Genomic DNA, 26,652 nt, shown 5'->3' on the forward strand with positions numbered 1-26,652 from the left:
CCGCGACCACGGCTGATCGGCGACTGCGATACCCGCACAGCCGAGTGCAACGCCGAGCCCATCCGCTCTGCCGGACGCACATCGGCCCCGTGCAGCCCATGTCGTACCGCGGTACCACGCCCCGCCCGGAATTCCTGCCGCGGTACCACCGATCGCAGTCGCAGCGCTCCTACCTTGGGATATGGAGGCGAGCCGGATCGGCCGGACCGCGTGAACACAGGGACGAGTGATGATCGAGGCAGATCGGCTCACCAAGAGGTACGGGGAGAAGACGGCGGTGGACGGACTGGATTTCACCGTCCGGCCGGGGGTGGTGACCGGATTTCTGGGACCGAACGGCGCCGGGAAATCCACCACGATGCGGATGATCGTCGGACTCGACGCGCCGAGCGAGGGAACGGTCACGGTGAACGGCCGCCGCTACGCGGAACATCGTGCGCCACTGCAGGAAGTCGGCGCATTGCTGGAGGCTCGATCGATCCATCCGGGCCGGTCGGCGTTCAATCATCTACTGGCACAAGCGCAGACGCACGGAATATCTCGTCGGCGCGTGGCGGAGGTGATCGAGCTGACCGGGCTGGAGGCGGTGGCCGGTAAGCGCGCCGGTGGTTTCTCGCTCGGCATGGGGCAGCGGTTGGGCATCGCCGCGGCGCTGCTGGGCGATCCGGAGACCGTCATGCTCGACGAGCCGGTGAACGGTCTGGATCCCGAAGGTGTGCTGTGGATCCGCAACCTGCTCACCACGCTCGCCGACGAGGGGCGCACGGTCTTCGTATCCTCGCATCTGATGAGCGAGATGGCTTTGGTCGCAGAGCATCTCATCATCGTCGGCCGTGGCAGACTGCTCGCGGACACCACCGTGGCGGATCTGGTCCGCCAGGCCGGTGGCGATACGGTCACCGTCGCGAGCGCGGATCCGGTGCGGTTGCGCGAGGTGCTGGCCGGGCCGAGTGTGCGGATCACCGGACGATCCGGTTCGGAGACCCTGCAGGTGAGCGGATTGTCCACGCGCGCAATCGGATCCACGGCCGCCGAGCACGGAATCGCACTGTACGAACTGACCGCGCGGACCGTCTCGCTGGAACAGGCGTTCATGGACCTGACCCGGGACTCGGTCGAGTACCACGGCAACACCGATATCGAAACCCTCGGGAGGGCAGCATGACCACGACCGTCACACAGGCTCCCGCGCCGACATCCGCGCGGTCCGCCCGTCCCGTCTACCGCGTCACCGCGGCGCGGGTGCTGCGGTCGGAGTGGACGAAACTCTGGTCGCTGCGTTCCACCTGGATCACGCTGGCGCTGGGGCTGCTGTTCCTGGTGGGCTTCGGCGTGATCGCCGCGGTCCAGTACAAGTCGAAGGTGAACTCGGGGCAGACGCTCGATACGCAGTGGGTCGGTTCGACCGCGTTGAGTCTGTCGCTGTTCGGGATCAATTTCGCGGAACTGGCGCTGGGGGTGCTCGGTGTGCTGGTCGTCGCGGGGGAGTATTCGACCGGCATGATCCGCTCCACGCTCGCCGCGGTTCCGCGTCGGCTGCCCGTATTGTGGTCCAAGGCAGCCGTTTTCGGCGCGGTGGCACTGGTCGTCGGGACGGTCGGCGCATTCGTCACCTACTTGATCGGCCGGAGCATCGTCGCCGGAACCCCTGCGGCGCAGTCGATCACGGATGCGGGTGTGCTGCGCAGCCTGCTGGGTGCGGGGCTGTATCTCGCACTCGTCGGTGTCATCGGGGCGGCGCTGGGCGTGCTGATGCGGTCGGTGGCGGGGAGTGTCGCGGTGCTGATCGGTGCGCTGCTGCTGATTCCGAGCCTGGTTTCGCTGCTGCCGCACAGCTGGCAGAACCACGTGAGCCCGTATCTGCCCAGTAATGCCGGGCAGGCGATGTTCGCGCTGCACCACGACGCGAGCACGTTGTCGCCGACGGCCGGACTGCTGATCTTCCTCGGGTGGACGGTCCTGGCGCTGGCCGGCGCCGCATACCGTCTGGCGCGTACCGACGCGTGAGGGCAACTCGGCGAATCGCGGCAGCGGGCGTGGTCCCGGTGCCGCGATTCGGGTGGTCATCGGACACGATGGGCAGGTGACATCGATGGGCACCGACCCGACAGCCGGGATCGCCGCCCGGTCGCTGCCGGGATTCGCCGCGCCGGTGATCGAGCGGTGCGCCCGAGTGCGGCAGCGCCTGCTGCGCGTGGACCGGGCGCATCCGTGGATATTCGACGCCGCCGTGACCGCGGTGGTCTTCCTGCTGTTCGGCGGACCGGATCTGTGGCGGCCCGCGCATTCCGGCGGCCCGCACGATCCGCAGGTCGTGCTCACCCAGCTGCCCGCACCGGTCAGTCTGCTACTTCAGGCCGGGTTGCTGCTGCCGCTGTTGTGGCGACGTCGCGCGCCGACGCTCGCGTTCGGCGTGATGGCCGCGGTATTTCTGGTGCAGTGGTTGCTGGGTGCGGGTCTGCGCGCCGATGCCGCACTGTTGATCGCGCTGTACAGCGTGGCGCTGCGGGCCCGCCCGGATCGGGTGTTGTGGGCGTGTGTCGCGGCGGCCGCGGTCATGGTGCCGCTCTCGTTCCGGGTCGCCAGTGGAGCGTTGCGCTGGGAGGTGCTGTTCTTCCTGCTCAGTGCCGTGACGGCGGCCGTCGCGCTGGGACTGGTCGTGCGTTCGCGCCGGGCTCAACTCGTCGCGTTGCGTGAGCGTGCCGCTCAACTGGAAGTCGAGCGCGACCAGCGCAGCAGACTTGCCGCCGCCACCGAACGCACCCGGGTGGCGCGGGAGATGCACGACATCATCGGGCACAACCTGTCGGTCATCATCACCGTGGCCGACGGGGGCGCCTATGCCGCCGAGACCGATCCGGCGCGAGGCCGGGAGGCGCTGCTGCTGATCGGTGACGCCGGGCGTCAGGCGCTGGGCGAACTGCGTCGCATGCTCGGCGTTCTGCGGGAGCGCGGCACCGAACACGCCGAGGCCCCCGAACTCGAACCGCAACCCGGCATCGCCGACCTCGAGACGTTGTTCGCCCGGGTGCGAGCGGCCGGGACGGAGGTCGTCTATCACAGCGGCGGCGCATTGGACGGCCTCGATCGGGGTATGCAGTTGATGGCGTACCGCATCGTGCAGGAAGCTCTGACCAATACGCTCAAACACGTCGGCCCCGGTAGCCGGGCCGATGTCACGGTCGGTGCGGACGCCGGGCAGCTGCGGATCCGCGTGCGCGACAACGGACGACGCGATGGCTCCACGGTATCGGCCTCCCCCGGAGAGGGGCACGGGCTGGCGGGGATGCGGGAGCGCGCCGCACTGTACGGCGGCACCGTCACCGCGGGCCCCACCTCCGGCGGCGGCTGGGACGTGGAGGCTATTCTCGACCTCACCGACAACCCCCCGCTCCCGAATTCCGCAGGCGGACAACCGTGACCACCGTCCTGATCGTCGACGACCAGCCGCTGCAGCGATACGGCCTGCGCATGCTGCTCGAGGCCGCGCCCGAGACCGAGGTGCTCGGCGAGGCCGCGCACGGGGCCGAGGCCGTGCGCGCCGCGGCGGAACTGCGCCCCGACGTCGTACTCATGGACATCCGGATGCCCGGTATGGACGGTATCGAGGCCACCCGCCGCATCGTGGCCGCCGGGGGACGCTCGCGCATCCTGGTGATGACCACCTTCGATCTCGACGAATACGCCTATGCCGCACTGCGTGCCGGGGCGAGTGGCTTCCTGCTCAAGGATGCGCACCCCGAGGAACTTCTGGCCGGAATTCGCGCGGTAGCCGGAGGGGACGCGGTCATCGCTCCCACCCTCACCCGCCGCCTGCTCGACACCTACGCCCAGCACCTGCCCGCGGGCCCGCCCGGACCGCCCGGCGGTGACGACCCGCGCTGGCTGTCCCTCACCGACCGCGAGCGCGAGATCCTCGTCGCCATCGGCCACGGCTGGACCAACGGCGAGATCGCCGAACGTCTGGTGCTGTCGGAATCCACCGTCAAGACCCATGTGGGCCGGGTGCTGTCCAAACTCGGTGCCCGCGACCGTATTCAAGCGGTCATCATCGCCTACGATCTCGGTCTGACCCAACCCAATTCGCCGAGCTGAGCGCATGTCGGTGGTCAGCGATCGTCACCCATGGTCGCTTGGACGGCCTGAGCCATCATCTCGACCGTCTGGTTGCGGGTGAGGGTGCCCAGCATCCGGTAGACGGTGCGCATCTGTTCGCCGACCATGAGGGTGGGGCCGTTGGTGAGGTTGGCGAACGCTTCCTCGATGACCTCGCTGATCGATGCCGCGTCGGATGGGCTGTCGTCTTCGGAATCCAGTTGTCCGCGAGCGTGTTCGAGGCGGCGCAGGGACGGGGTGTCGGTTTTGCCGAGGATGAGGCCGAGGACGTCGATTCCCTTGTCGTGCAGTTCGGCCCACAGGGCTTCGGCGAAGACCATGTCGAAGGCTTTGGTCGCGCCGTAGGCGACCATGTTGGGCGCGCCGGCGAATCCGGCGCCGGAGCCGAACAGCACGATCCCGCCGCGGCCGCGGTCGACCATACCTGCGGCGAAATGGTGGCACAGCTGCATCGGCACCGTGCAGTTGCGGTGCAGCATCGCTTCGGCGGCGGCGATCGGTGCGGACAGGAACGGTTCGAATCGGGAGTCGGCGCCGGCGCAGTAGGTGAGGAAGCCGATTTCCAGGTCCGTGGTGGCGGCGATGATGGTCTCGGCCGCATTCGGCTCGGTGAGATCGACTGCGAGGGTGCGTGTTTCGACTCCGGTGCGATCGGTGATTCCGGCTGCGAGTTCGTCCAGGACGGTCTGGCGTCGGGCGAGCAGGACGAGGTTGATGCCGTGTTCGGCGAGTCGTTCGGCGAAGGCCGCACCGACGCCGTCGGAGGCTCCGGCGACGAGTGCCCAGGGGCCGTAGCTGTCGGCGAAACTCATGCCGCGCCTCCCACGGTACTGATCCGCACGACGGTGAAGCGCCGTCGGGCGATGCGCCAGCCGTCCGGTGTGCGGGTGAGCCGGTCGTCGTAGTAGCCGACGGCGTTGACTCCGGAGTTGTTGTCGGAGGCCATGATCAGGCCGTCGACATAGGTGCGGGCCTCAGCGACGTCGCCGTCCGGCGTGATCGCCTGATTGGTGAGCCGATGCAGGGTGTGCCCGGCCTCAGCGTGCGAGGTCCGCATGAATTCGGTGACCGCGTCGACGCCGCGCCAGCTGCCGATCTGCCCGTAGTCCAGTTCGCAGTCCTCGGTGAACACGGTGCGGAACAGCGCCCAGTCACGACGGTCGATGCCCGTCGAATATCGCACCAGCACCTCCGAAATATCTTGGCGGTCTTCGTATTCGCTCATGCGGGGGCTCCGTTCGGGTGGACGATGATGCGGGCCGGACCTGCGGATCCGCGTGCCTGGTCGAGTGCTTCGGGGACCTCGTCGAGGCCGATGGTGGCTCCGATGCTGGGTGTCGGGTCGAGTCGGCCGGTGACGATGGCTTCGAGGGTGCCGTACCAGTCCTGCGGCATCGGTCCGCCGCCGAACTGGATGGTGACGCCCTGTCGCGTCGCGGCGGTGACATCCAAGGTGTCGCCGGTGTACCAGCCGCCCGCGCAGTACAGGCGGGTGCCCATATCCGCGCTGTCGACGAGGTGCTGCAGCAGGCCCGGGGCGCCGACGCATTCGAATACGACGGCCGCACCCCACATGTCGTTCTCGGCTCTGACCTGGCGCCACACGTCGAACGGTGAGTCGACGGCGGGGTCGAGGAGAACGTGCGCGCCGAAGGCGTCGGATGCCAGATCGCGGCGGGCACTGTTGTAGTCCGACACGATGATCGGGCTCACCCCGCGCGCGGCGAGGGCGGCCACCGCTGACAGCCCGATCGCACCGGCTCCGATGACGATCGGGATCTCATCGGGCTGCACGTTCGCTGATCGCACGTAGAACTCGCCCACCGCGAACGCGTCGGTCAGCGCCACCGCATCGCTGGACACCGCACCGTCCACTTGCCGTGCGACCACTTCGGCGACGACGACCAACTCGCCGAAGCTGCCCTGCGCCAAGGGGTGCTGGCCGATGATCCGGGTACCGTCGCCGCCGCCGTTCACCAGGCGAGTGGGAATCGAAGTGACCCGGGCGCCGATCGGGAACCGGTCGGAGCAGCCCGGTCCGTGGGCGAGGACTTCACCGACGAACTCGTGCCCGAGGACGATATCGCGGTCCGCGTCGTACAGGGAGCGGCCGGTCGGATCGTCGGCGCCCAGCTCCGGGTGGTCGATGAAATGCACATCCGAGGCGCAGATCGCCGTGCTCGATGTCTTCAGCAGCAACTCGCCCGGTCCGGGTACCGGATCCGGCGTCTGTCGGACTTCGAGCCGCCCCCGCCGTAATACCACTGCGCGCACCGGCTGCTCCCTCGCTTGCAGAACCTCGAATATTCGAGATAAGATTTCCGATATTCGAAACGAGAGTAGGATTCTCACCAGTAGGAGTCAAGATCTCCGGAGCGACATCCGCCCCCACCGCTCGCGCGCTCGACGTGATCGAGCTGCTCGCGCGGGCCGAGGAGACGCGACTACGCTTTTCCGATATCGTGAGCGAGTTGGGGCTGACGCAGGCGACCGCGCACGCGATCCTGACCACGTTGCGCGATCGCGGTTGGGCGGAACGTGATCCGGTCGACAAGTCCTTCTCGCTCGGGCCCGCCGCGGCGGTGGTGGCCGCGCGCCTGGATGCCGCGCGTCCGCTGACCCGGTCGGCGCGCGCCGCGGCGGCCGTGGTCCATCGCGACGTCGGCTATCCGACCTCGGTGGTCGAGCGGATCGATGACGCGTTGGTGATGACCGCGATCGAAGGCGGCGATCCGCGCCACCCCGCGGGCATCCCCGGCGATCGCATCCCGTACGCGCCGCCGTTCGGCGTCGCCTTCGCCGCCTGGGACACCCTCGACCAGCAGCGGGCATGGATCCACCGTGCCGCCTCGACCGACCCGGAAGTCGAAGGGCGTCTGCACGGAATTCTCACCCGTACCCGCGAACGTGGATTCGACATCGACTGGACCACACCGGCTCTGGCGCAACACGCGCAACTGGCGGGCACCATGCTCGGTGCGGGCCTGCCGCCGCACATACGCCGGACCCTCGAACAACTGCTCGCCGAATTCGCCACTGTCGGTTACCTTTCCGACGACGACCCCGCTCGGGAGACCCGCCCCGTCGTCACCATCGCGGCCCCGGTACTCGACGACCGGCAGAGGGTGCGGCTGATCGTCGGCGTCCACCCGTTGTGCGCCCTGAACGCCGTGCAGATCGATGCGATCGGGCAGCGGTTGACGAAAGCCACTGCCGCGGTCGACTGTTCGTAGCGCGGCACGGGCGGGTCGTCCGCTGCCCGGGGATGAGCACGCTCGCTGCTGTTGTTCGCCTTTCCGGCGACGATGCCGCTCGGGAGACCCGCCCGTCGTCATTATCGTGGCCCCGGTGGTCGATGACCGGCAGGGGGTGTGGCTGGTCGTCGGCGTCCATCCGTTGTGCGCCCTGAACGCCGCGCATATTGATGCGATCGGGCAGCGGTTGACGAGAGGCACTGCCGCGGTCGACTGTTCGTAGCGCGGCACGGGCGGGTCGTCCGCTGCCCGGGGTGAGCATCGCCGGCCTTCGGCGAAGCGGCGCCATGCCGACCGGCGTAAGCGAGACCTCGTCCGAGCCACTGCCGCGATCGATCGTTCGCAGCACGGCACTGGCGGGTCGTTCGCCGTCCGGGTGGGCATCGCTCGCTTTCGGCGAAGCGGCGGCATTCTGGTCGGCCTGAGCGAGGCCGCATCTTATCTTCAAGTGCGGGAGAGCGTTTCGTGACGTCGCCGGAAGTCTCTCGGCGTGCGGCGACTGTGGTGGATCACAGTATCGAGGTGCTCAGGTCCGGAGAGCGGACAGAGGCGATCCGGTCCGGGGATCGCCCGCCGACCGTACGCTATCGAGCGAAGCCCGCGAGAATCTCGATGAGGAGAGTGGTTCGATGCGGCGAGGTGTCACCGGACCTGTGTCCAGGGTGCTGGTTGTAGCGGCGAGTGTGGTCGCGGCCGCGTTGCCGGTCGCTCCCGGTGCGGGGGCCGACCCGGCGGGGACGGATCGGGTGGAGACGCCGGTGCACATCGCGTCGCCGATCAGCTCCGTGGACGAATCCGTTGTGCGCGTGCATATTCCGCTACCGAACTCGATCGGCCCGCATCCCGCGGCCTGCGATTGGCTGTCGTATCTGCGATACCGGGATGTGAATGGGCCCTCCGCCGCAGCCGCCGCGGACCGGATTCTGATCGCCCAGCCTGGCATCCTGGAGGGCGCCGGGGCATTCGACAGCGTCGCCCGCAACACCGTCGCCGCGGCGGCGCGAAACGGTGCGCACATCGAGTTCTGGGCGCTGGATCGGCGGTCCAACTGCCTCGACGACCACAGCGGCGTGCGCGCGGGCCTGGCGGCGCACGACTACGACGTCGCGATCGACTACTACTATCACCATCGCCCGGTCGAAGGGCACACCTTCGCGGGCTTCCTCGGCAACGACCAGGTGGGGTGGCTGGCGAACGTCGGTATCGCGCAGACGATCACCGACCAGTACGACCTGCTGGTCCACGAACTGCCCGATCTCGCACTGCGGCAACGGAAAGTGTTGTGCGGCGGGCACTCCCTGGGCGGCGTGGTGACGGCCTTCTTCGCCGATGCGGATTTCGGCGGCAATCCCGGATATCGGCAGTGCGCAGGCTATTTCGCGCTGGACACCGCGATCTCCCCGTCGTTGTCCGCGCTGTCCGGGCTGCCGTCACCCTCGGCGATCCTGCCCAGCGGCGGACTCGACTACGAGGCGACCCAGGCCGCGCTGCGTTCGGGCGTTGCGCCGCGCACGCTGAACCTGCCGGTACTCATCGGACCCGAGACCATGACCCTGCTGGGCATCGTCGGCCTGGCCGCCGACGTGGATCCGGGTGGGCTGAGCCACCTCGCGGCGGCGCTGCCGCTCACCCCGAATCTGGACACCACGTTGCGCTTCCTGTTCTCCCGTGACGCGGCCGCATTCGCCACGGGGTCCCCGTCGGTCCGGCAGTTCCGGCTCACCAACTCCGCGGTGCTGGGCGCGCTCCTGGGCAACGCCTCCCAGCCACTGGCCTTCCTGCAAACCAGTCCCGGCTTCTTCGACGGGGGACCGGTGCGCGACAAGGACTTTCCGCTACCGCAGGATCTCGCGCACAACCCGGCGCTGACCCCGCTGACCAGTGCGGCACTGGGCCCGGACACCCTGGGTATCCCGGATCAACCGGGTGGCCCGCTGTACACCTGGCGCAACTACGACCGGATCGGCGCACCCGGCGCGCCGGTCTACCGCGACCGTGCCGGAAAGCCTTACGCCACAACGGAAACCGAGGTGACCGATATCGGCGAACTGGCGCGCAGCCTGGCCGAACAACCACTGCCGTTCACCGAGGACTACTTCCCGACCAAGCTGGCGACCGATCTGTTCCAGGCGTCCGACCCGCAGATATCCCGTCTGCTGGTCCATCCCGAGGGCAGCGCGGCGAATCCGACGATCGATCTGCTGGGCGGATCGGGTCTGGTGGTCGCCAACGGCGTGCCACGGTCGGGTCGCCTGGTCGTCGCGCCGGGCTATCACCATCTGGACGTGCTCACCGCGGCTGCCGATCAGAACGACCATCGGCCCGAACCGATCTCCACCGCCCTCGCCGACTTCGCCAGCGTGGTCCGGTAGCCCGCTCCGCGTTCGGTCAGACTGCCGGTCCGGGCGGTGCGGGCAAGGTCACCGGTACGTCCTCGATGAAGTCGACCACGAGCTCGCGACGGGAGAACAGCCAGGTGTCGCCGTCGCGGGCAAAAGTGTCCTGGTATCGGATGGCGATCCGAGCGTCCCGGTGACCGCCGTCGCGCGAATAGATGTGGTGTGCAGTGCAATACGCTTCGCCACGCGCCCCGTTACGGGAGATCATCTCCAGGGTCTGTTGCTCGAGCACGTGTCGGGTGGCGACGAAGCGTGACACGGATTTCAGGACCGAATCGACCACCTCCTGCCTGCCCGTCAACTCGCTCGGCGCGTCCGCCCCGTTCAGCTCGGGCGGCAGGACGAGGACCACCTCCGGCGTGAGCAACGATGCGAGCCGCGTGGCATCGCGGCGGTCCACGCTGTGCGCATATCGAGCCGCGAGCATGGTCACGGCAAGCGTGTCGGCAGGTTCCACGGTGCCAATCTCAGCACGGGCACAGGAGATTCGCTGGTAGGAGCGGCGGATGTGTCCACTGGTCGAGACTCGGACGATCGGCTCGTGTCGGTGTGGATAGCATCGGGGCGACGTGCTCGAAGAGGCCGACGCCGGAGAGGTATTCGTTCATGAAGATTCTGGTCATCGGCGGAACCGGCATGATCGGCGCTCACACCGCGCTGCATCTGCGCGAACACGGTGACGACGTCACCGTCGCCGGCCGGGGCCCGCTGTCCGACGACTCTCCGGTGCGCGAATTTCCTTTGCTGATGGGCGATTACACAGTTCCGTCCTGGACTCGGGAGCAGCTCGCGCCGTTCGACGGCATCGTCTTCGCCGCGGGGCAGGACGTGCGGCACAAGAAACCCGAGGACGACGCACAGGAGTTCTGGCAGACCACGCAGAGCGTCGGCGTCCCCCGCATCGCCGAACTGGCCAGAGGGGCCGGGGTGAGTCGGTTCGTGCAGGTGGGCAGCTACTACCACCAGCTGCGACCGGACCTCGCCGAGCACAACCCGTACATCGCGGCGCGCAAGGCCGCCGACGAGGGCGTACGTGCCCTGGCGGACGACTCGTTCATCGCGTGCACCCTCAACCCACCGTCGATCATCGGCGCGGTGCCGGGGTCCTCGGCACGGCGTTACCGGCGGATGGTGTCGTGGGCGGCCGGAAACGAACCGGGTATCCCGGACTTCGCACCTGTCGGCGGAACCAACTACATGTCCGCTGCCTCACTCGCACAAGCGATTCGCGGTGCGCTGCGGCACGGGGAGTCCGGCGCGGCCTATCTGGTGGGTGATGAAAACCTGTCCTACCGGCAGTTCTTCCAAATGCTCGTCGACGCTGCGGGCGGTGATCGGGTCATCGCCGAGCGCGACGAACAACACCGGCTGCAACCGGACGCCTCCATCATCCAGGGCCGCGGAAACACGCTGGCCTACGAGCCCGACCCGGACGAGGTGCGTCGTCTGGGCTACATCCGCGACGACTGTGCCCGAGCGGTCCGAGCGCTCGTCGACGTCGTCTCGGCAGCGCACTGAATTACTGACGCGGACAGATGATCCGTGCCTGCGGCCGATGGTCGAACGGCAGGAAACCGGTGGAGCCGGCTCCACCGGTTCTTCCTCGGTGCCAGAACCCGTCGGCAGCGGTCAGTGGCCGATGTAGACGGACTTGAGGTTGAAGTAAGCCTCGATGCCCTTCTTGCCGCGCTCGCCACCCCAGCCCGACTGCTTGTGTCCGGAGATCGGCATCGAGGGATCCGAGGCGAGTGCGGAGTTCACCCAGATCTGGCCCGCGCGAAGCTCGTTGACGACGCGATGGGCCCGCCCGAGGTTCTCGGTCCAGATGGATCCGGCCAGGCCGTAGTGCGTATCGTTCGCGGCGGCGATCACCTCGTCCTCGTCGTCGAACGGGATCACCGAACCGACCGGGCCGAAGATCTCCTCACGGATCAGGCGCATATCGGGCGTGGTGCCGGTGATGATCGTCGCCTCGTAGAAGTAGCCGCGTCGATCCAGCACCTGACCGCCGGTCACCACCTCTGCGCCCGCGGCCACGCCGTCCTCGACGATGCCTGCCACGCGTCGGCGCTGTTTCTCGCTGATCAGCGGTCCCAGAACCGAATTGGGATCGTCACTGCCGCCCATCGGCAGCATCTCGGCGAAGGCGGCCAGACCCTCCACGACCCGGTCGTAGATGCCGCGCTGCACGTAGATGCGCGAGGTGCACGAACAGTTCTGTCCGGAACCGGCGAGCAGGCCCATGCCCGCACCCATGATCGCCTTGTCCAGATTGGCGTCCTCGAACATGATCAGCGGTGACTTGCCGCCCAGTTCGAGCGTGAGGCGCTTGAGGTTGCCTGCGGCCGCATTGACGATCAGCCGCCCGACCTCGGTCGACCCGGTGAACGAGATCTTGTCCACGTCCGGATGCGCGGTGAGCGCCGCGCCCGTGGTCTCGCCGTAGCCGGTGACGACGTTCAGCACGCCGTCGGGCAGCCCTGCCTCGCGGAAGATCTCCTCGAGTTTCAGGGCGGTCAGGGGCGTCTCCTCGGCGGGCTTGAGCACGGCGCTGCAGCCGGCCGCGAGGGCGGGCGCGACCTTGAGCATCGCGACGAAGAACGGCCCGTTCCAGGGGATGATGAGGCCGACGACGCCGACCGGCTCGTACTGGGTGAAGGTGTGGTAGTTCTCGAATTCGCCCAGCAGGCCGTCGGATACGAGATTGGCCGACTCGCCGTGGATCTTGCCGACCCACCCGGCGTAGTACACCAGCATCTCCAGCGACACCTTGATGATGTGGCTCGCGGCGGTGGCGTTCATCCCGTTGTCGCGGGCCTCGAGCGCGGCGAGTTCGTCGATGCGGTCCCGGATGATGTTCGCGGCCCGGAACAGTACGTCCGCGCGGTGTGCGGCGGGCAGCTTGCGCCACACGCCTGATTCGAAGGTTTCGCGCGCCCGAGCCACCGCCTCGTCGACGGCCTTGCGGTCGGAATCGGCAACCTCCGCGATCAACTCCTCGGTGGACGGGTCGTAGACCGGGATGATCCCCGAGCTCGGGCTTTCGACCGCAGTTTCGACGTCGATGGCGTTACTCACTGTCCGTTGTCCTTTCGCCGAGCCGCTCCGACATGTGCAAGCGCCTCTCCGTGGGTGCGAATGCGACGAGAATAACACTCTCTTCAAAGGGGAATAGCAATTTCGTCAGACAAGAGTGTTGATCTACTAGGTCGGTGAGCGATGAGTTTCCGCGCGCCGCGGTGTCTAACCTGTTGAGGCCGTGACGGTCTCGGGGAGACAGGCGAGGAGGCCCCGATGGTGATGGATTCCGAACCCACGAGACCGCGGCGGTTGGCGGAGCATCCGACCGTCCGGCGGATGGCCGAGCAGGGCAGGGCGCGGCCCGCCGCCGTGCTGAGCGCCGCTCGGCTGCGCGAGATATGCCGGGAAGCCGGCGCCGACGATGTGGGCTTCGTCGCAGTGGACGATCCGCGGGTGGCTGCGGAACTGGAGCATGCACGCGGAATCCTGCCCGCCGCACGGACTTTCGTATCGTTCTGCGTGCGGATGAACCGCGACAACCTGCGCAGCCCGATGCGCAGTCTGGCCAATACCGAGTTCAATCATGCCGACGACGAGACCAACGAGGTCTCCCGCCGGATCACCCGGGCGCTGCAGGATGCCGGATACCGCGCGGTATATCCCGCGCCCGGGTACCCGATGGAGGTCGACCAGTTCCCGGGACGCATCTGGGTGATCGCGCACAAGGTCGTGGCCGAGGCCGCCGGACTCGGTGTGATGGGCATCCACCGCAACGTGATTCACCCGAAGTTCGGCAACTTCATCCTGCTGGGCACGGTGGTCACCGACGCGGTGGTCGACGAGCCGAGTGCGGCGCTGGAGTTCAACCCGTGCCTCGAGTGCAAACTGTGCGTGTCCGCATGCCCGGTCGGCGCGATCGCCGAGGACGGCGGCTTCGATTTCCAGGCGTGCTACACCCACAACTACCGAGAGTTCATGGGCGGCTTCACCGATTGGGCCGAGACCATCGCCGACAGCGCGGACCGCGACGAATATCGCGAGCGGGTGGCCACGGGCGAATCGTTCTCGATGTGGCAGAGCCTGTCGTTCAAACCCAATTACAAGGCCGGGTACTGCATGGCGGTGTGCCCGGCGGGAGAGGACGTCATCGGAGCCTTCCTGGACAACCGGCGAGAGCATCTCGACGAGGTCGTGCGCCCGTTGCAGAACAAGGCGGAGCCGGTCTACGTACTGTCCGGATCGGCCGCGGAAGAGCATGTCACGCGCCGGTTTCCGCACAAGACCGCCAAACCGGTCACCAACGGCTTCCCGGATGAGGTCAACGACCTGCTCGACCAGATCGGACCCCGGCCGCGCCCGCGCGACCCGTCGGCGTGATCTGCGCATAGGCAGGCGATCGAATTCCCCACTGCCACAGGCGAACCGGTAGCCGATGGGCCGAGGCCGGGCGACGTGCACGCTCAGCGCCCGAGAGCGTGCACGGTAGCAGGCGAAGCGGACCGGCAGCCTGGCTGCTCGTACATGATCAGGGTGCCCAGCGGCTCAGGTCCGGCGAAGTATGCAGGGCGGCGCCGGTACTTCGAGCGGCAGACCCACAGAATCAGTTGGCGACGCGCTGAAATGCCGAGTTTCGGGTGTTCGATCCGGCAACCGACAGCATCACAAGGTGTGGGCTGCCCGAACCTGGTGCCGGTGGTTCGCGGCCGCCGATTCCTGGAAGTCGACGAGTGCTTCTCCGTATGTCTGCGCCCACTCCGTCAGCATCGCTATCGGCGCCTGGAGCGTCCGGCCGAGCGGGGTCAGGCTGTATTCCACCCGTGGGGGCACTTCGGCGTACCGCTGTCGATCGATGAGGCCGTTGCTCTGCAGGCGGCGCAGGGTCTGGGTCAGCACCTTCCGGGAGATCCCGCCGGACAGAGCGACAAGTTCACTGTGCCGCTTGGGGCCCTCTGCCAGCGCGTACAAGGTGACTGCGGCGTGCTGGGCGGAGAGTTCACCCGCCCGTCGGCCTGATCATCCAGCGCCGCGTCAGCGGGAAACGGCCTCGCCCCGAACAGGTTTCGGAGCGAGGCCGTTCCGCTGTCGACTCCGGCCCGCACGGGCTGAAGCCCGGCTCGGTGGTTCAGAGTAGTTGGAGCAGTTGGAGATCGGTGATGTATTTGACGATGATCGGGGCGGAGACGTGGGGGATGTCCTTGTCGTGGCCGATTTTCGCGGCTTGCACCGCGGAGCGGAAGTGGTCGGTCGGCGCGATCGACCCGCTGATCGGCTTTGCGGGGTGTCGGTAGCTGTGCAGCAGGGGCAGTAGGGAGTACTGGCGCTGCTGTTCGGGCAGCGCACGCATGGCGGTGTCGAAGCGGTGTAGCCAGGCGGCGTAGTCGGGGATCCGCTGGATTGCGTACCCTGCCTCGGTCAGCCAGTCGACGTATTCGTCGAGTCCGATGCCGTCGTCGTACGGATTCATCACGTGGTAGGTCTCGAACCCGTCGGCCGGATGCTGGCCGAGGGTGGCGATGGCCTCGGCGATGAAGTCGACGGGCAGTCCGTCGTAGTGCGCGCGTTGTCGGTGGCCTTCGGCGTCGAGTTCGTAGAAGGAGCCGGGCGCGATGCCGGTGGCGACCAGGCTGAGCATCAGCCGAGTGAACATGTCCGGCAGATTGAGCTGGCCCAGGTATTCGGTGTCGGTCAGAATCATGTCGCAGCGGAAGACCGAAACCGGAAGCCCGCACAGGTCGTGGGCCTCCCGCAGCAGGACTTCGCCCGCCCACTTGCTGTTGCCGTAGCCGTTGGCATAGTCGTCGTTGATCGCGCGGTCCGGGCTGATCGCCCGGATGTCGGCGTCCTCGGTGAATGCCGAGGGCGTGATCTGGTCGCCGACGCCGACGGTCGACAGATAGATGAACGGCTTGAGTTTCGTGGTGAGCGCGATCCGGATCAGCTCCGCGGTGCCCAAGGCGTTGGGGCCGAAGAGCTGGCTGTAGGGCAGGACATGGTTGACCAGCGCCGCGGGATCCACGATCAGATCGACGGTGTCCGCCAATTGCTGCCATCTTTGTCGGTCCAGGCCCAGATCCGCCTCGCCCTTGTCACCGGCGACGACCTCGAGATGATCGGCGGCCAGCTCCCGGTAATGGCGCAGCAACTGCGTGTCGCCGCTGTCGAACACCGCGTCGAGGCGTGCCCGAGCCGCCGTGTCGTCGGTCGCCCGTACCAGGCAGATCAACCTGCCGCCGACCAACGACAGCCGCTCCAGCCACTCCAGGGCCAGGAATCGGCCCAGGAATCCGGTGGCTCCGGTCAAGAGCACGGTCCGCACCTGCGCACTCGCCCGCGGCAGCGTTGCGGCGGTGTCCAGCAGCTCGGCATCGATGAACTTGTCCAGTGTCAGGTCACGGGCGTGGACCTCGGTGGCGTCGCGGCCGTGCACCGTGGCGAACGTGGGCCGTTTCCCGTCGCGCGCCCGCTGGGCCTCGATGTAAGCGGCGAGGGCCCGCAGGTCGGTGGCCGGGCTGACGATCACACCGACCGGAACGTCGACGTCGAAGATCTCGTGCAGCAGGTTCCCGAATGTCAACGCCGACAAGGAGTCTCCGCCCAGGTCGGTGAAGTGCGCGTCGGGACGCAGGTCACCGGCCGCCACCCCCAGTAACGCGGCTGCGGCCCGGCCGACGGTCTCCAGCACCGGCCGGTCGCTGCCGTTCCGGCGCAACGCGCGCAGTTCCTCGGCCTGGCCCTCGGCGGTCTCGGTGTAGAGATGTTCCAGACGCTCGCCGTAACGCTCCTTGAGTTTCGGTCGTGCCAGCTTGCGAATGCCGGTGAGCAGGCCGTTCTCGGGCGTGAATGGTGTTGTCTCCATGATGAAGTCGCGCGGGATCTCATAGGACTGAAGTCCGGCCGTTCTCCCGATTTTCTGTAGCTCGTCGCTGAGGAGTCGCTCGAGCGCGGACGTATCGCCGCCGCTGCGGGCCGACGCGTCCTTGCTGGGCACCACGACTGCCAGCAGGTAGGCGCGCGCGCTGTTGCCGTAGATGTAGATCTGTTCGATCAGCGGGCTGTCTCCGAACACCGCCTCCAACTTCGAGACGGTCACGAACTCGCCTTGCGAAAGCTTCAACACGTTGTTGCGGCGGTCGAGGTAGACGAGCCGGTCGGGACCGACCTCGGCCATCACGTCTCCGGTGCGGTAGTAGCCGTCCTGGTCGAACACTTCGGCGGTGACGTCGGGGCGCTTGTAGTAGCCGGGAAATACGGTGTCCGACTTGACCAGGAGCTCGCCTCGCGGATGTGGCCGATCGGTGTGGAAGTAGCCGAGATCCGGGACGTCGACCAGCTTGTAGTCGATCACCGGTGGGCGTTGCACCAGTCCGTCGATGTAGATGGGCCACGCCTCGGTCGAGCCGTAGCCGTCCATCAGATGCATGTCGAGATAGGACTCGACGAACGCCCGCAGCTCGGTCGAGATGGGCGCCGAGCCGGTGAACGCCACGACGAACCGCCCGCCGAGCATGTTCTGCCGCTGCTCCGCCATCACCTCGGCTTCGAGTGCCGCGCGATCGACGCCGTCGAACGAGCGCCGTGCCAGCTCGCTGTGGAATTCCTGGAACAGCATGTCCCAGATCCGCGGCACGAACGTCAGCTGGGTCGGCCGCACCAGCGCAAGGTCTTCCAGCAGCGTCGACAGATCGCTCTTGGCCGTGAAATAGACCGTGCCGCCGCCGCCGAGCGCTCCGTACATGGTCCCGCGTCCCAGGACGTGGCTCATCGGCATGAAGTTGAGCGTGATCGACGGGTCGGCGCCGCGCCGGCCCCACACCGCGCCGAACGATCTGCGCCACAGATCGGCGACCATCCGCTGCGGGTACATCGCGCCTTTGGGCGCGCCGGTGCTGCCGGAGGTGTAGATCAGCAGTGCCAACGAATCGTTGTCGCCGGTAGCCATCTCCGGTGTCCCCGGTAGCGCCCTTCCTCGTTCGACCAGGTCGGCCAGTGTTTCCACGACCACGTCGCGGTCCGCTCGAGCCAGCCTCGCGCGGGCGGCGTCGAACGCCTCGCGCTCGTCGTCCACTTCGGGGTGGTAGTCGAACACGACCAACCGTGCCAGCGTCGGGCCCGTCAGCACCAGTTCCACGGCGTCGGACAGATTCTCGATACTCGCCGCGATCATCCTCGGCTCGGTCTCGGCCACGATGGCCTGCAGTCCGGTGACCGGCGCACTGGTCTGCAGTGGCACCGCCACCGCGCCGAGCCGGATCATCGCCGTATCGAGAATCGTGTAGTCGACGCTGGTGAAACCCAGCATGCAGACCCGATCCCCGGGCCGCAACGGACTCACCGCATTACCGGCCGAAGCTCTCGCGACCCACCCGGCGCGGTCCCACAACTCGCGGTAGCTGATGGTCTCGAACCGGGGCAGCACATCGAGCGAGCGGCGGCCGGTCTGCGGGTCGATGACCAATTCCACCGCACGCTGACCGAGCGCCGGCCGGTCCGCGTAGCCCGCCGTGATCGTTCGTACGATCTCCGCGAGCCGGAGCCCGGGTTGCTCGATCGCCTCGGTCACCGCTTCGTCCGGCCGGGCATCGGCGAACTGCCGGTCAGTGGCGCACAAATCGGCGACGCGGCGTGCGAGCCGCTCTTCACGCATATCAGCCGACACGATGGGTCCTCCTCCTACGGTCGATCGCGGGTAAAGCGAAAACATCCTCCGTTGTGCTGGGGGCGAAGTCTTTTCGAACTCTCCGACTGCAATTGCCGTCAGCCGAGTCGTATGCCGGCATCTCGGTGCTTCGGGCGACCAGACGCCCGGTCCGATCCCAGAACGTGTTCGTCTCGTCGACACGCTGTCCGTCGATCGGGTGATCCCGCTGCGGCAGGGCCCGTACGCAGACGGTGAGCTCGAACCTGGGGACTCGGCCGGAGACGTCGACCACGAACTGCAGCGAAATCGGGTCGAACGGCTCGCCGTGCGGCAGCGCCGGTCGAGCGGCGCCACCGGCCACCCTCGCAGTTCGTCCCGTCCGCCGGGTGACCACTGGCAACACTGCCGAAGCTCGGCTCGAGCCGGACATCGACCTCCCCATCATAGCCACGCGCTCTGGGGCGGGAAGCCGCCGACCGAGACGCGCGGCAGTCCTGGCCGGCGATATTGCCGGCATCGTGCACACACTGCGATTCCGCGCCGGTGCACCGGCCAGCCACCGCTCACCGGGCGGGAGCGCGGGGCAGGTCGGTGACGATGCCGGTCACGTTCCGGCCGAAGGACAGTACGACCCGCAGGCGATCGGTGGCCGGGCCCGGGTGCCGTCCGGGCTCGGGGACGACCGCGGGCAACTCGGACAGTGCGCGGCCGAGCTCGTCTGCCGCGTCGCGGGGTTGGGTTGCGCCACATGCCAGTACGACGGCATCGAACTCCGTTCGGAGCTGAGTGATGGAGATGTCGACGCCGATTTCCGTGCCGCGGACGACTTCCACGCGGTCGCAGTCGCGTCGGGCCGGCGCGCGGGCGAGCTCAGTCGACCTCGGATGCGCCGAAGAGCAGGCCGATGGTGACCGCGCCCGGGTCGGGGACGCCGACGGCGTGGTCGCCGACGTAACTGGCCCGGCCTCGGCGGGCGCGGATATCCCTGGTGCTCCGGGCGCCGTCGACAGCGGCTGCTGCCGCGGCCTCGAATGCCTTGTCCACTCCGGTGTCCGGTGCGAGAGATCGGAGTGCGTCCACGGCGGGGGAGAGGGCGTCGACCAGGGTCTTGTCGCCGACCTGGGCTTCGCCGACGCGCTGGATGGCGGCCAGGCCCTCGGCCGTGCCCTCCGTCAGCGCCGCGGGGGTCAGGGTGTCGCCGACGGCCCTGCTCAGAGCCTGGAACAGCAGACCGAACAGGGGACCGCTGGTGCCGCCGACGCGGTCCAGGAAGACGGTCGCGGTTGTGGTGAGAACATCACTCGCGGGGGCGGTTTCGGGCAGGGCGGCGAGTTCGGTGCGCACCAGCGCGACCGCGCCGGTGATGTTGGTGCCGAAGTCGCCGTCGCCTGCGGCCTGGTCGTAGGCGGTCAGCTGCGGTTCGGCGGCGGTGACCCGGTCGGCGAAGCCGAGGATCCAGTGGCGGGCGGTGGGTTCGGTCATCGTGCGTCCTCGCCGGTTCGGGGGGTTGTGGGCCAGGCAGCGGTGTGGGCGGGTGCGTCCCACAGCTGGGTCAGTTCGTCGTCGGTGCGGGTCAGCGACAGCGAGAAGCCTCGCATATCCAGTGCGGTCACCAGGGAGCCGACCACCTGACGTTCCAGGACGACGCCGTGATGGTCGAGAACCGTTGCGAGACGGTCGAATACGCCGTACAGCTCCATCGGGATGGTCGCGCCGAGGCCGTTCGCCATCGCGATGACACGGGACCCCGAGCCCAGGCCCAGCGCGGACACCAGCGCGCCGGTCATATCGCTGACCAGGGCGTCGATTTCGGTGTCGATACGTATCCGGCCGGAACGTTCGCCGTGAATGCCGACTCCGTATTCGACTGCGCCACTGGGAAGTTCGAATGCCGGTCGGCCGGTGCCGGGCGCGGTCTGCGCGGCGGAGGCGATGGCGATGCTGCGGCTGGCGTCGACGATCCGCTTGCCCAGCGCGGCCAGTTCGGTCAGCGAGCGTCCCTCGTCGGCGGCCGCGCCGAGCAGCTTCTCCACGATCACCGTCGCGCCGGTGCCGCGGCGGCCCACCGCGATGTCCTCGGAGTCGGTGGCCACGTCGTCGTCCACCAGCACCCGTTCGCAGGCGATGCCATCGTGCTGCAGGCGTTCGGCGGCGATGCCGAAGTTGATCCGATCGCCGGTGTAGTTCTTCACGATGTGCAGCACCCCACCGGATTTCGCGACCGCGCGGGATGCCTCGTACACCTGCCGATTGTGCGGGGAGGCGAAAATCCTTCCGGGACAGGCGGCGTCGAGCATGCCGCGCCCGACGAACCCGGCATGCATCGGCTCGTGCCCCGAACCACCACCGGAGACCAGCCCGACCACCCGGCCCGGCGCGGGATCGACGGCGCTCAGATAGCCCGGATCCGCGGTGTACGAGACCGATTCGGCGTGCGCGCGGGCGAAGCCTGCGAGTGCACGGTCGACCAGGTCGTCGGGGGAGTGGGCGAAAAAGCTCATCGAGCGGCTCCTGCGGGAGAGGGGACGGGGTCATCGACGGTGTTGTCGCCGCAGACCAACGGTAGCGCGCAGTTCCGTTCCCTACGGTGCGACCGCGTCCGGTTCCGGGGATCGCTCGGCCGCGGCGGCCAGACGCTGTTCGAGGCGCTCGCCCTCGATGTCCGGATTCGGGACGTACTTGGCGAACCATTGTGGGTGGTACCAGAATTGGCGGTGCGCGATCGCCATGACCGCGGGGACGAGGGTCAGGCGGACGACGAAGGCGTCGAGCAGCACACCCACCGCGAAGCCGAATCCGATCGCCTTGATCGTCGGATCCTTGTTGATCATGAAGGCGACGAAGATCGAGAACATGATCAGCGCGGCAGCGGTCACCACGCGCGCGGAGTACCCGGTGCCGCGTTCGACGGCCAAGCGCGCGTCGCCGTTCTTGGTGAAGTCCTCCTTGATCCGCGAGACGACGAAAACCTCGTAGTCGCTGGACAATCCGAAGATGATGCCGAGCATGACGATCGGCAGGAAGCTGATGATCTCACCCGGCGCGATACCGAAAATGTGCTGGCCCCAACCCCATTGGAACAGCGCCACCTCGGCCCCGAACGCCGCGCCCACCGAGAGCAGGAAGCCGATGATCGACTTGATCGGCACCCAGATGGTCCGGAAGGCGAAGGTCAGCAGGATGAACGCCAGTCCGACGACAACGACCAGGAATACCGGCAGCGCCCCGGACAGCTTCGCCGAGACGTCGATATTGGACGCGGTCGTCCCGCCCACCAGAATCCGCGTGCCGGTGGAACCCTCGATCTCGTTGCGCTGGTTGCGAATCGAGTGCACGAGGTCGGCGGTCTTCGGATCGTTCGGGCCGGACTGCGGAACGACCTGGATCGTGCGCAGGGCGCCGGCGCCGGATCCGGGGACGACGGCCGCGACATCGGGCAGTTTGCCCAGGGCCTGCGTGATCGGGGTGAGCTGGGCGGGATCGGTGACGTTGTCCACCACGACCAGCAGCGGCCCGTTGTATCCGGGGCCGAAATTCTGCGCGACGATGTCGTAGGCCCGGCGCTGGGTGTCCGAGGTCGGCTTGGACGAGCCGCTGGGCAGGCCGAGATTCATCTGCGTCGCCGGAGCCGCGATCACCGCGAGCAGTACGATGCCTGCAATGAGCACCGGGTACCGCCACCGCACGACGAAGCGCGCCCAGACCGCGCCCGCGGTGCGTTCGGGCTGTTCGACGGCCTGGCGGGCGATCGCCTCGGGACGTCCGGGACGCAGCGGGGACTGCAGGAATTTCGCCACCGTCCACCCGGCGAAGCCCAGCAGCGCGGGCAACAGCGTGAGCGAGACGAGCAGGGCCACCAGAACCGCGGCGGCGGCCGCCAGGCCCATCACTGTGAGGAAGGGAATGCCCGCCACGGCCAGCCCGCACAGCGCGACGATGACCGTGATCCCCGCGAACACCACCGAACTGCCCGCGGTGCCGACCGCCAGCGGAACCGAATCCTCCACGCTCATATCCGTCATCAGGTTGTTGCGGTGGCGCGAGAGGATGAACAGCGCGTAGTCGATGCCGCAGGACAGGCCGAGCATGATGGCCACGGTGGTCGAGGCCGAGGCGATGGTGACCACCGAGGCCAGCGCGGTGACGCCCATCAAGGTGACCACGATCCCGACGATCGCGTTGAGGATCGGCAGACCCGCGGCCACGAACGCGCCGAAGGTCACCAGCAGGATCACGAACGCGATGAGCATGCCGACGATCTCGGGCACCTCGGATACCGAGATGAGCCATCCGGGATAGGCGCTGCCCGAATACTCCACCTGCACACCGGAATTCTGCGCGGGTTCGACCGCGGTCCGCACGGCGTCGAAGGTCGAGTCCGGCACGTCCGCCGGCGCCTGCGAGTACTGCACCGTGGCGATGGCCGCCTGCCCGCTCGGTGCGATCATCTTGGTCTGGAAGGGGTCGCCGACCGCGACGACGCCCGGAATAGCCTGCAGCTTCGTGATCATCGTGTCGATCGCGGTCACGTTCCCGGCGTCGGTGATCTTCGCGTTGCCGTGCGTGGCCAGCACGATCTGGGTCTGCCCACCCGCGGCCGCGGGCATCTCGCGGGTGAGAAGTGTTGCCACGTCCTCGGATTCGGTGCCGGGAATGGTGAAGTTGTCGTTGGTCTTCCCGCCGCTCACCGTGCCGAGCACGATCATGAGCACTGCAAGCAGCAACCACAGGGCAAGCACCAGCCTGCGGTGGTGGAAGGACCATTTCGCCAAGCGATACAAATAGGTGGACATCCAGTGGCCTTTCCCATGGCAACGATCAGTCGAACCGGTGGCCTGTTTCGCTTCTGTGCGAGTGCCGCACCGGAATCGATCACCGTGCCCGAACAGCCCGCAAACTCGGAGCATACCGACTGATCGCGTCGGTTCAGGGGATGTGGCGATGCGCTGGGTGCTTGCGGCCCAGCGTGTTCTACTGCGCGGTCCGCAGCACGATCTTGCCGCGAGTGTGCCCACCGGCGACTCGCGTGAGCGCCACACGGACCTGATCCAACGGCAGCACGGCCTCGATCGTCGGCCGGAGTTTGCCCGCGTCGACCAGGCGACTCAATGCGTCCAAGCGCTCGCGATCGGCGTGTGCGGCGAACGTGTCGCCGGTGATTCCGCGCTCCAGATCGGGCAGCGGGTCCTGCATGATGATGGAGATCGCCCGGCCGCCGTCGCGGATCGCGGTCAGGGCCAGGTCGCGGGTCGGTCTGCCGGACCCGTCGAACAGCAGCTCGACACCGCCGCCGACGGCAGCGCGCACCTGCTCGGCCCAGTGCGCGTCGTGATAGTCGAAGACCTCGCCGGCGCCCAGGTTCCGCAGGTAGTCGTGGTTGCGCGGGCTGGCCACCCCGAGGACGCGGGCCCCGGCGGCCGCCGCGATCTGCACGGCGGCGCTGCCGACGCCGCCCGAGGCCGCGGTGATCAGTACGGTTTCCCCGGCTCGCAGTCCGCCGCGATCGATGAGTCCTTCGTAGGCGGTTCCGGCGCCGATCGCCAGCCCCGCCGCCTCGGGGAAGTCGGTTGTGGCCGGCATCGGGGCCATCCGGGCCGAGTCCACCACCGCCAGTTCGGCGAACCCGCCGCCGACGGGGAACGTCGTCCCGTACACGCGTTGGCCCGGTTGAAATTCGGCTCCGTCATGGATCGCCTCGACCACTCCGGCGATCTCCTGCCCCGGGACGAACGGCGTGCTCAGGCCCGGAAAACCGTTGTTGAGCATCCCGACATCCCACGGCCCGACACCCGCGCAGTGCACCCGCACCAGCAGCTGTCCGGCCCCGGGCGTCGGAGTCGGCTGATCGGTCAGGTGCACGCTGTCGATCCCGCCCAGTTCCTGCGCTACCGCCACTCGCATGATTCGCCTCCAGTTCGTGTTCGGACCATCGACGTTCCGATCTGCGCTCCGGCCGTTCGACCTCCGCGACGGACAATCCACCGGCTGGTCAGCCTGCCGGGCGTGCTCGAGATTCGTGACGAATCGTCAGCCTGGCACGAGTGCTCCGAACCTCGACCGCACTCCAGGAGTCTCGGGCGTGTCGGTGCGATGCTCTGGAGATACCGGCGGGTATCCGAGGGATCGGTCGGTCTCTGAGGTTCGTGGCATAATCGCTGGCATGGTCGAGCGCTGGACGAAGGAGCGACGCCTCGAGCGCACTCGCGCACTGCTCCTGGACGCCGCGCAGGAAGTGTTCGCCGAGAAGGGCTTCACGGCCGCGACCATCGATGACATCGCCTCCGCGGCCGGTTACACCAAAGGCGCCGTCTACAAACACTTCACGACGAAGGAAGAACTCTTCCTGGCGCTGAGCGACAGGTTCTGGCGTCGCTACTTCGACACCTTCACCGAGGTGCTGTCCGCGGCAGGCGAGGTGGGCGCCCGCGAACTCGACGAAATCGCGCGACGGTGGCGCGATCTGAGTCGCGATCGGGGCGCCGAGCACGCCGCCCTCGGGCACGAGTTCACGCTGTATCTGATCCGCAACCCCGACGCCCGCGCGCGAGTCGAGGCCAAACGGACCGAGGTCGCCGAGGAATTGGGCAAGTTCGTCACCGAGGGCCTGGACCGCATCGGCGGAGCCCTGTTGGTCCCACCCCTGACCTTCGCGCACGCGCTCATCGCCACCAGTGATTCGGTCGTGCTCGGCAGCGAACTGGTCGACATCGACCTTTACCGGCCGGTCCTGGAAATGTACATGTCGGCGATCAAACTCCCGACCACGCGGACAACTCCCACACCTGACGCAGCCGGTTCGTAACGGCTGTCCGGCCGGGTCGGTCGTGTCGGATCGCTGAAGATGCTCGAGCTGCTGCGCAAAGCTATCGACCCGGGTGAATTGATTGTGCTGTAAGTGTTTTCAGGCGAGGCGGCTGTCGTCGGCTGGAGCCGCCCGGGTATTCGAGGCCGTGGGTGATACCTGATCCGTAATCGTCGCTACGCCAACATGTTATATCGATGGGCGATGAGATCGTCTGTGCCACAGTATGGTTGGATGATCTCGATATCGGGAGTCCGGCTGCACCTCGGACCGTGAGTGCGGCCGACGACGGTCGACTCCGGTTCGGCGGCCGGACCATTCTGCTCGTCGTGCCCTCGGTTGTGCCGAAGGGTGGAAAGGTGGGGAAAAATGCTTGGAATCACCCTGTGCACAGCGAGGCGCGCGGTGGCTTTCGCGGCTCTGCCGCTGGCCGCGACGGCCGTATTCGCCGGGGTTGCCTCGGCCGACACCGGTCGGGCTGCCGAGCCCGTGGCCGGAATTCCGTTGCAGAAGGACACTTCGACCAACCCTGACGCGCTGATCCCCGACCCGGTGCTCAACGGTGCGTCCCTGGGCGGTTCGGTCGGCTCCGCGGTCGGGTCGGCCGTCGGCTTGGCGACGGGTTCGGTGACCGGTTCCGCGGGTTCTGCCCTGGGCACCATCATCGGCGCCATCGTCGGCGCGACGAACCCGAGTGTCGTGCCGCAGGTCCTGCCCTGACGTACCTGCTCGACGGTGGTCGAAAACCGTTGATCAACCACGTGTTTCGCTGGTGCGCTCGGGTCGGCGCAAGGCCACCGCGGGCACCAGCCGGGGTACCGGCGGCAGCGGCGCGGACGTGGGCGAGGCGTGGAATGCCTGCAGGATGTGGGCGGCGAAGCGGCGCGAGGCCGCCAGGCGTGCGGCGGGCGTATTCGCGTGAATTCCGTTGTTGGCCATGATCATCAGGATGAGGTCGTCCAGGACGATATCGGGCCGCAGTTGTCCGCTGTCCTTGGCGCGGCGGATCAGTTCGGCCGCGCCGGTCAGCGAGGACGTGCGGATCGCGGCGAAGTCCATCGCGTGCGGGAACGTGGACATGAATGCCGCGGTGAAGCCGTGGTCGCGCGCCTGCAACTCGCAGAGTTGTTCGACCGCGCCGCAGAAGCCGCGCCACGGATCCGGGTCGGCCAGTGCCTCGTCGACGATGGATCGGCAGGCGAGCATCTGATCGGTGAACGCCTCGGCGATCAACATCTCCTTGGTCGGGAAATGGCGGTAGACGGTGGCGGGGCCGACCTCGGCGCGGCGCGCGATCTCCCGGATCGGTACCTCGAGGCCGTCGGTGACGAATACCGAGCGCGCCGCATCGAGGATGCGTTCGCGGTTGTCCCGGGCGTCCGAGCGCAGGTTGTGAGGCAAATAAGCGGTCACCGCTCTCAC

24 protein-coding genes are annotated in these 26,652 nt (G+C 67.7%); 11 read left to right on the forward strand and 13 right to left on the reverse strand.

The genetic code is table 11. From position 1 onward, the window contains the following. The first annotated feature begins 229 nt into the window (after positions 1 to 229). The 4 genes from ON40_RS46230 (at position 230) to ON40_RS46245 (ending at position 4,095) form a co-directional block, all read left to right on the forward strand. Positions 230 to 1,165, forward strand: a complete 936-nt coding sequence (locus ON40_RS46230; RefSeq protein ID WP_040832288.1) for an ABC transporter ATP-binding protein — start codon at positions 230 to 232, stop codon at positions 1,163 to 1,165. Further along, positions 1,162 to 2,007 (forward strand): ABC-2 transporter permease family protein, encoded by an 846-nt coding sequence (locus ON40_RS46235; RefSeq protein ID WP_040832289.1) that lies wholly within the window; start codon positions 1,162 to 1,164, stop codon positions 2,005 to 2,007. The genes ON40_RS46230 and ON40_RS46235 overlap by 4 nt, the downstream gene beginning before the upstream one ends. 85 nt (positions 2,008 to 2,092) lie before the next feature. Next, positions 2,093 to 3,421, forward strand: a complete 1,329-nt coding sequence (locus tag ON40_RS46240; RefSeq protein WP_040832377.1) for a sensor histidine kinase — start codon at positions 2,093 to 2,095, stop codon at positions 3,419 to 3,421. Positions 3,422 to 3,471: 50 nt separating this feature from the next. Then, positions 3,472 to 4,095, forward strand: coding sequence for a response regulator (locus ON40_RS46245; RefSeq protein WP_218009007.1), 624 nt, complete (start codon positions 3,472 to 3,474; stop codon positions 4,093 to 4,095). A 14-nt stretch (positions 4,096 to 4,109) separates the two neighbouring features. On the opposite strand, the gene ON40_RS46250 is transcribed toward ON40_RS46245, so the two are convergent. From ON40_RS46250 to ON40_RS46260, 3 genes are read right to left on the reverse strand one after another with little or no spacing between them, the layout of a single operon-like run. Continuing rightward, positions 4,110 to 4,928 carry an SDR family NAD(P)-dependent oxidoreductase gene (locus ON40_RS46250; protein ID WP_040832293.1) on the reverse strand — a complete coding sequence of 273 codons (819 nt, stop codon included), beginning with the start codon at positions 4,926 to 4,928 and terminating at the stop codon, positions 4,110 to 4,112. Next, a complete protein-coding gene (locus ON40_RS46255; RefSeq protein WP_040832294.1) occupies positions 4,925 to 5,341 on the reverse strand; it encodes a nuclear transport factor 2 family protein in 417 nt (138 codons plus the stop codon). Before ON40_RS46255 ends, ON40_RS46250 begins: the two co-directional genes overlap by 4 nt. Then, the gene (locus ON40_RS46260; protein ID WP_040832296.1) at positions 5,338 to 6,381 is read right to left on the reverse strand and encodes a zinc-binding dehydrogenase; all 1,044 of its coding nucleotides are present in this window, start codon (positions 6,379 to 6,381) and stop codon (positions 5,338 to 5,340) included. Before ON40_RS46260 ends, ON40_RS46255 begins: the two co-directional genes overlap by 4 nt. A gap of 101 nt (positions 6,382 to 6,482) precedes the next feature. Here ON40_RS46260 and ON40_RS46265 point away from each other — a divergent pair, with 101 nt between their 5' ends. The 3 genes from ON40_RS46265 (at position 6,483) to ON40_RS46270 (ending at position 9,742) form a co-directional block, all read left to right on the forward strand. Continuing rightward, complete coding sequence (locus tag ON40_RS46265) at positions 6,483 to 7,349, forward strand: helix-turn-helix domain-containing protein (RefSeq protein ID WP_051194618.1); 867 nt, start codon at positions 6,483 to 6,485, stop codon at positions 7,347 to 7,349. A 115-nt stretch (positions 7,350 to 7,464) separates the two neighbouring features. Continuing rightward, a complete protein-coding gene (locus tag ON40_RS55690; protein ID WP_281033136.1) occupies positions 7,465 to 7,593 on the forward strand; it encodes a hypothetical protein in 129 nt (42 codons plus the stop codon). A gap of 430 nt (positions 7,594 to 8,023) precedes the next feature. Beyond that, complete coding sequence (locus ON40_RS46270; protein ID WP_218009003.1) at positions 8,024 to 9,742, forward strand: hypothetical protein; 1,719 nt, start codon at positions 8,024 to 8,026, stop codon at positions 9,740 to 9,742. Between the two features lie 16 nt (positions 9,743 to 9,758). On the opposite strand, the gene ON40_RS46275 is transcribed toward ON40_RS46270, so the two are convergent. Further along, positions 9,759 to 10,226, reverse strand: coding sequence for a nuclear transport factor 2 family protein (locus tag ON40_RS46275; RefSeq protein WP_040832299.1), 468 nt, complete (start codon positions 10,224 to 10,226; stop codon positions 9,759 to 9,761). A gap of 149 nt (positions 10,227 to 10,375) precedes the next feature. Between ON40_RS46275 and ON40_RS46280 the strand changes: the two genes are divergently transcribed. Then, positions 10,376 to 11,287, forward strand: a complete 912-nt coding sequence (locus tag ON40_RS46280) for an NAD-dependent epimerase/dehydratase family protein (protein WP_040832300.1) — start codon at positions 10,376 to 10,378, stop codon at positions 11,285 to 11,287. A 111-nt stretch (positions 11,288 to 11,398) separates the two neighbouring features. On the opposite strand, the gene ON40_RS46285 is transcribed toward ON40_RS46280, so the two are convergent. After that, complete coding sequence (locus ON40_RS46285) at positions 11,399 to 12,847, reverse strand: aldehyde dehydrogenase family protein (protein WP_040832301.1); 1,449 nt, start codon at positions 12,845 to 12,847, stop codon at positions 11,399 to 11,401. Between the two features lie 216 nt (positions 12,848 to 13,063). Between ON40_RS46285 and ON40_RS46290 the strand changes: the two genes are divergently transcribed. Beyond that, a complete protein-coding gene (locus tag ON40_RS46290) occupies positions 13,064 to 14,167 on the forward strand; it encodes an epoxyqueuosine reductase (protein WP_063713244.1) in 1,104 nt (367 codons plus the stop codon). A 282-nt stretch (positions 14,168 to 14,449) separates the two neighbouring features. Here the strand turns inward: ON40_RS46290 and ON40_RS46295 are convergent, their stop codons facing one another. The 7 genes from ON40_RS46295 to ON40_RS46330 all read right to left on the reverse strand — a co-directional run bounded on the left by ON40_RS46295 (position 14,450) and on the right by ON40_RS46330 (position 24,329). Next, positions 14,450 to 14,755: a winged helix-turn-helix transcriptional regulator gene (locus tag ON40_RS46295; RefSeq protein ID WP_083896444.1), complete on the reverse strand. Its 306-nt coding sequence runs from the start codon at positions 14,753 to 14,755 to the stop codon at positions 14,450 to 14,452. Between the two features lie 157 nt (positions 14,756 to 14,912). Then, positions 14,913 to 18,446: a carboxylic acid reductase gene (gene car, locus ON40_RS46300; protein WP_040832302.1), complete on the reverse strand. Its 3,534-nt coding sequence runs from the start codon at positions 18,444 to 18,446 to the stop codon at positions 14,913 to 14,915. Positions 18,447 to 18,991: 545 nt separating this feature from the next. After that, positions 18,992 to 19,261: a hypothetical protein gene (locus tag ON40_RS46310; protein ID WP_040832306.1), complete on the reverse strand. Its 270-nt coding sequence runs from the start codon at positions 19,259 to 19,261 to the stop codon at positions 18,992 to 18,994. A 37-nt stretch (positions 19,262 to 19,298) separates the two neighbouring features. Further along, positions 19,299 to 19,910, reverse strand: coding sequence for a dihydroxyacetone kinase subunit DhaL (dhaL, locus tag ON40_RS46315; protein WP_040832307.1), 612 nt, complete (start codon positions 19,908 to 19,910; stop codon positions 19,299 to 19,301). Then, a complete protein-coding gene (locus ON40_RS46320; RefSeq protein WP_040832308.1) occupies positions 19,907 to 20,929 on the reverse strand; it encodes a dihydroxyacetone kinase subunit DhaK in 1,023 nt (340 codons plus the stop codon). The genes dhaL and ON40_RS46320 overlap by 4 nt, the downstream gene beginning before the upstream one ends. 81 nt (positions 20,930 to 21,010) lie before the next feature. Beyond that, positions 21,011 to 23,221 carry an MMPL family transporter gene (locus tag ON40_RS46325; protein ID WP_040832309.1) on the reverse strand — a complete coding sequence of 737 codons (2,211 nt, stop codon included), beginning with the start codon at positions 23,219 to 23,221 and terminating at the stop codon, positions 21,011 to 21,013. A gap of 178 nt (positions 23,222 to 23,399) precedes the next feature. Next, positions 23,400 to 24,329 carry an NADP-dependent oxidoreductase gene (locus ON40_RS46330; RefSeq protein ID WP_040832311.1) on the reverse strand — a complete coding sequence of 310 codons (930 nt, stop codon included), beginning with the start codon at positions 24,327 to 24,329 and terminating at the stop codon, positions 23,400 to 23,402. A 259-nt stretch (positions 24,330 to 24,588) separates the two neighbouring features. Here ON40_RS46330 and ON40_RS46335 point away from each other — a divergent pair, with 259 nt between their 5' ends. After that, complete coding sequence (locus tag ON40_RS46335; protein ID WP_051194611.1) at positions 24,589 to 25,230, forward strand: TetR/AcrR family transcriptional regulator; 642 nt, start codon at positions 24,589 to 24,591, stop codon at positions 25,228 to 25,230. A gap of 369 nt (positions 25,231 to 25,599) precedes the next feature. Then, positions 25,600 to 25,950 carry a hypothetical protein gene (locus tag ON40_RS46340; protein WP_040832313.1) on the forward strand — a complete coding sequence of 117 codons (351 nt, stop codon included), beginning with the start codon at positions 25,600 to 25,602 and terminating at the stop codon, positions 25,948 to 25,950. Between the two features lie 33 nt (positions 25,951 to 25,983). On the opposite strand, the gene ON40_RS46345 is transcribed toward ON40_RS46340, so the two are convergent. Continuing rightward, a partial coding sequence (locus ON40_RS46345) for a TetR/AcrR family transcriptional regulator (protein WP_306305420.1) occupies positions 25,984 to 26,652 on the reverse strand: 669 nt, incomplete at its 5' end.

The sequence above is a fragment of the Nocardia jiangxiensis NBRC 101359 genome (genome assembly GCF_000308615.1).
In the GTDB taxonomy this organism is placed as follows: domain Bacteria; phylum Actinomycetota; class Actinomycetes; order Mycobacteriales; family Mycobacteriaceae; genus Nocardia; species Nocardia jiangxiensis.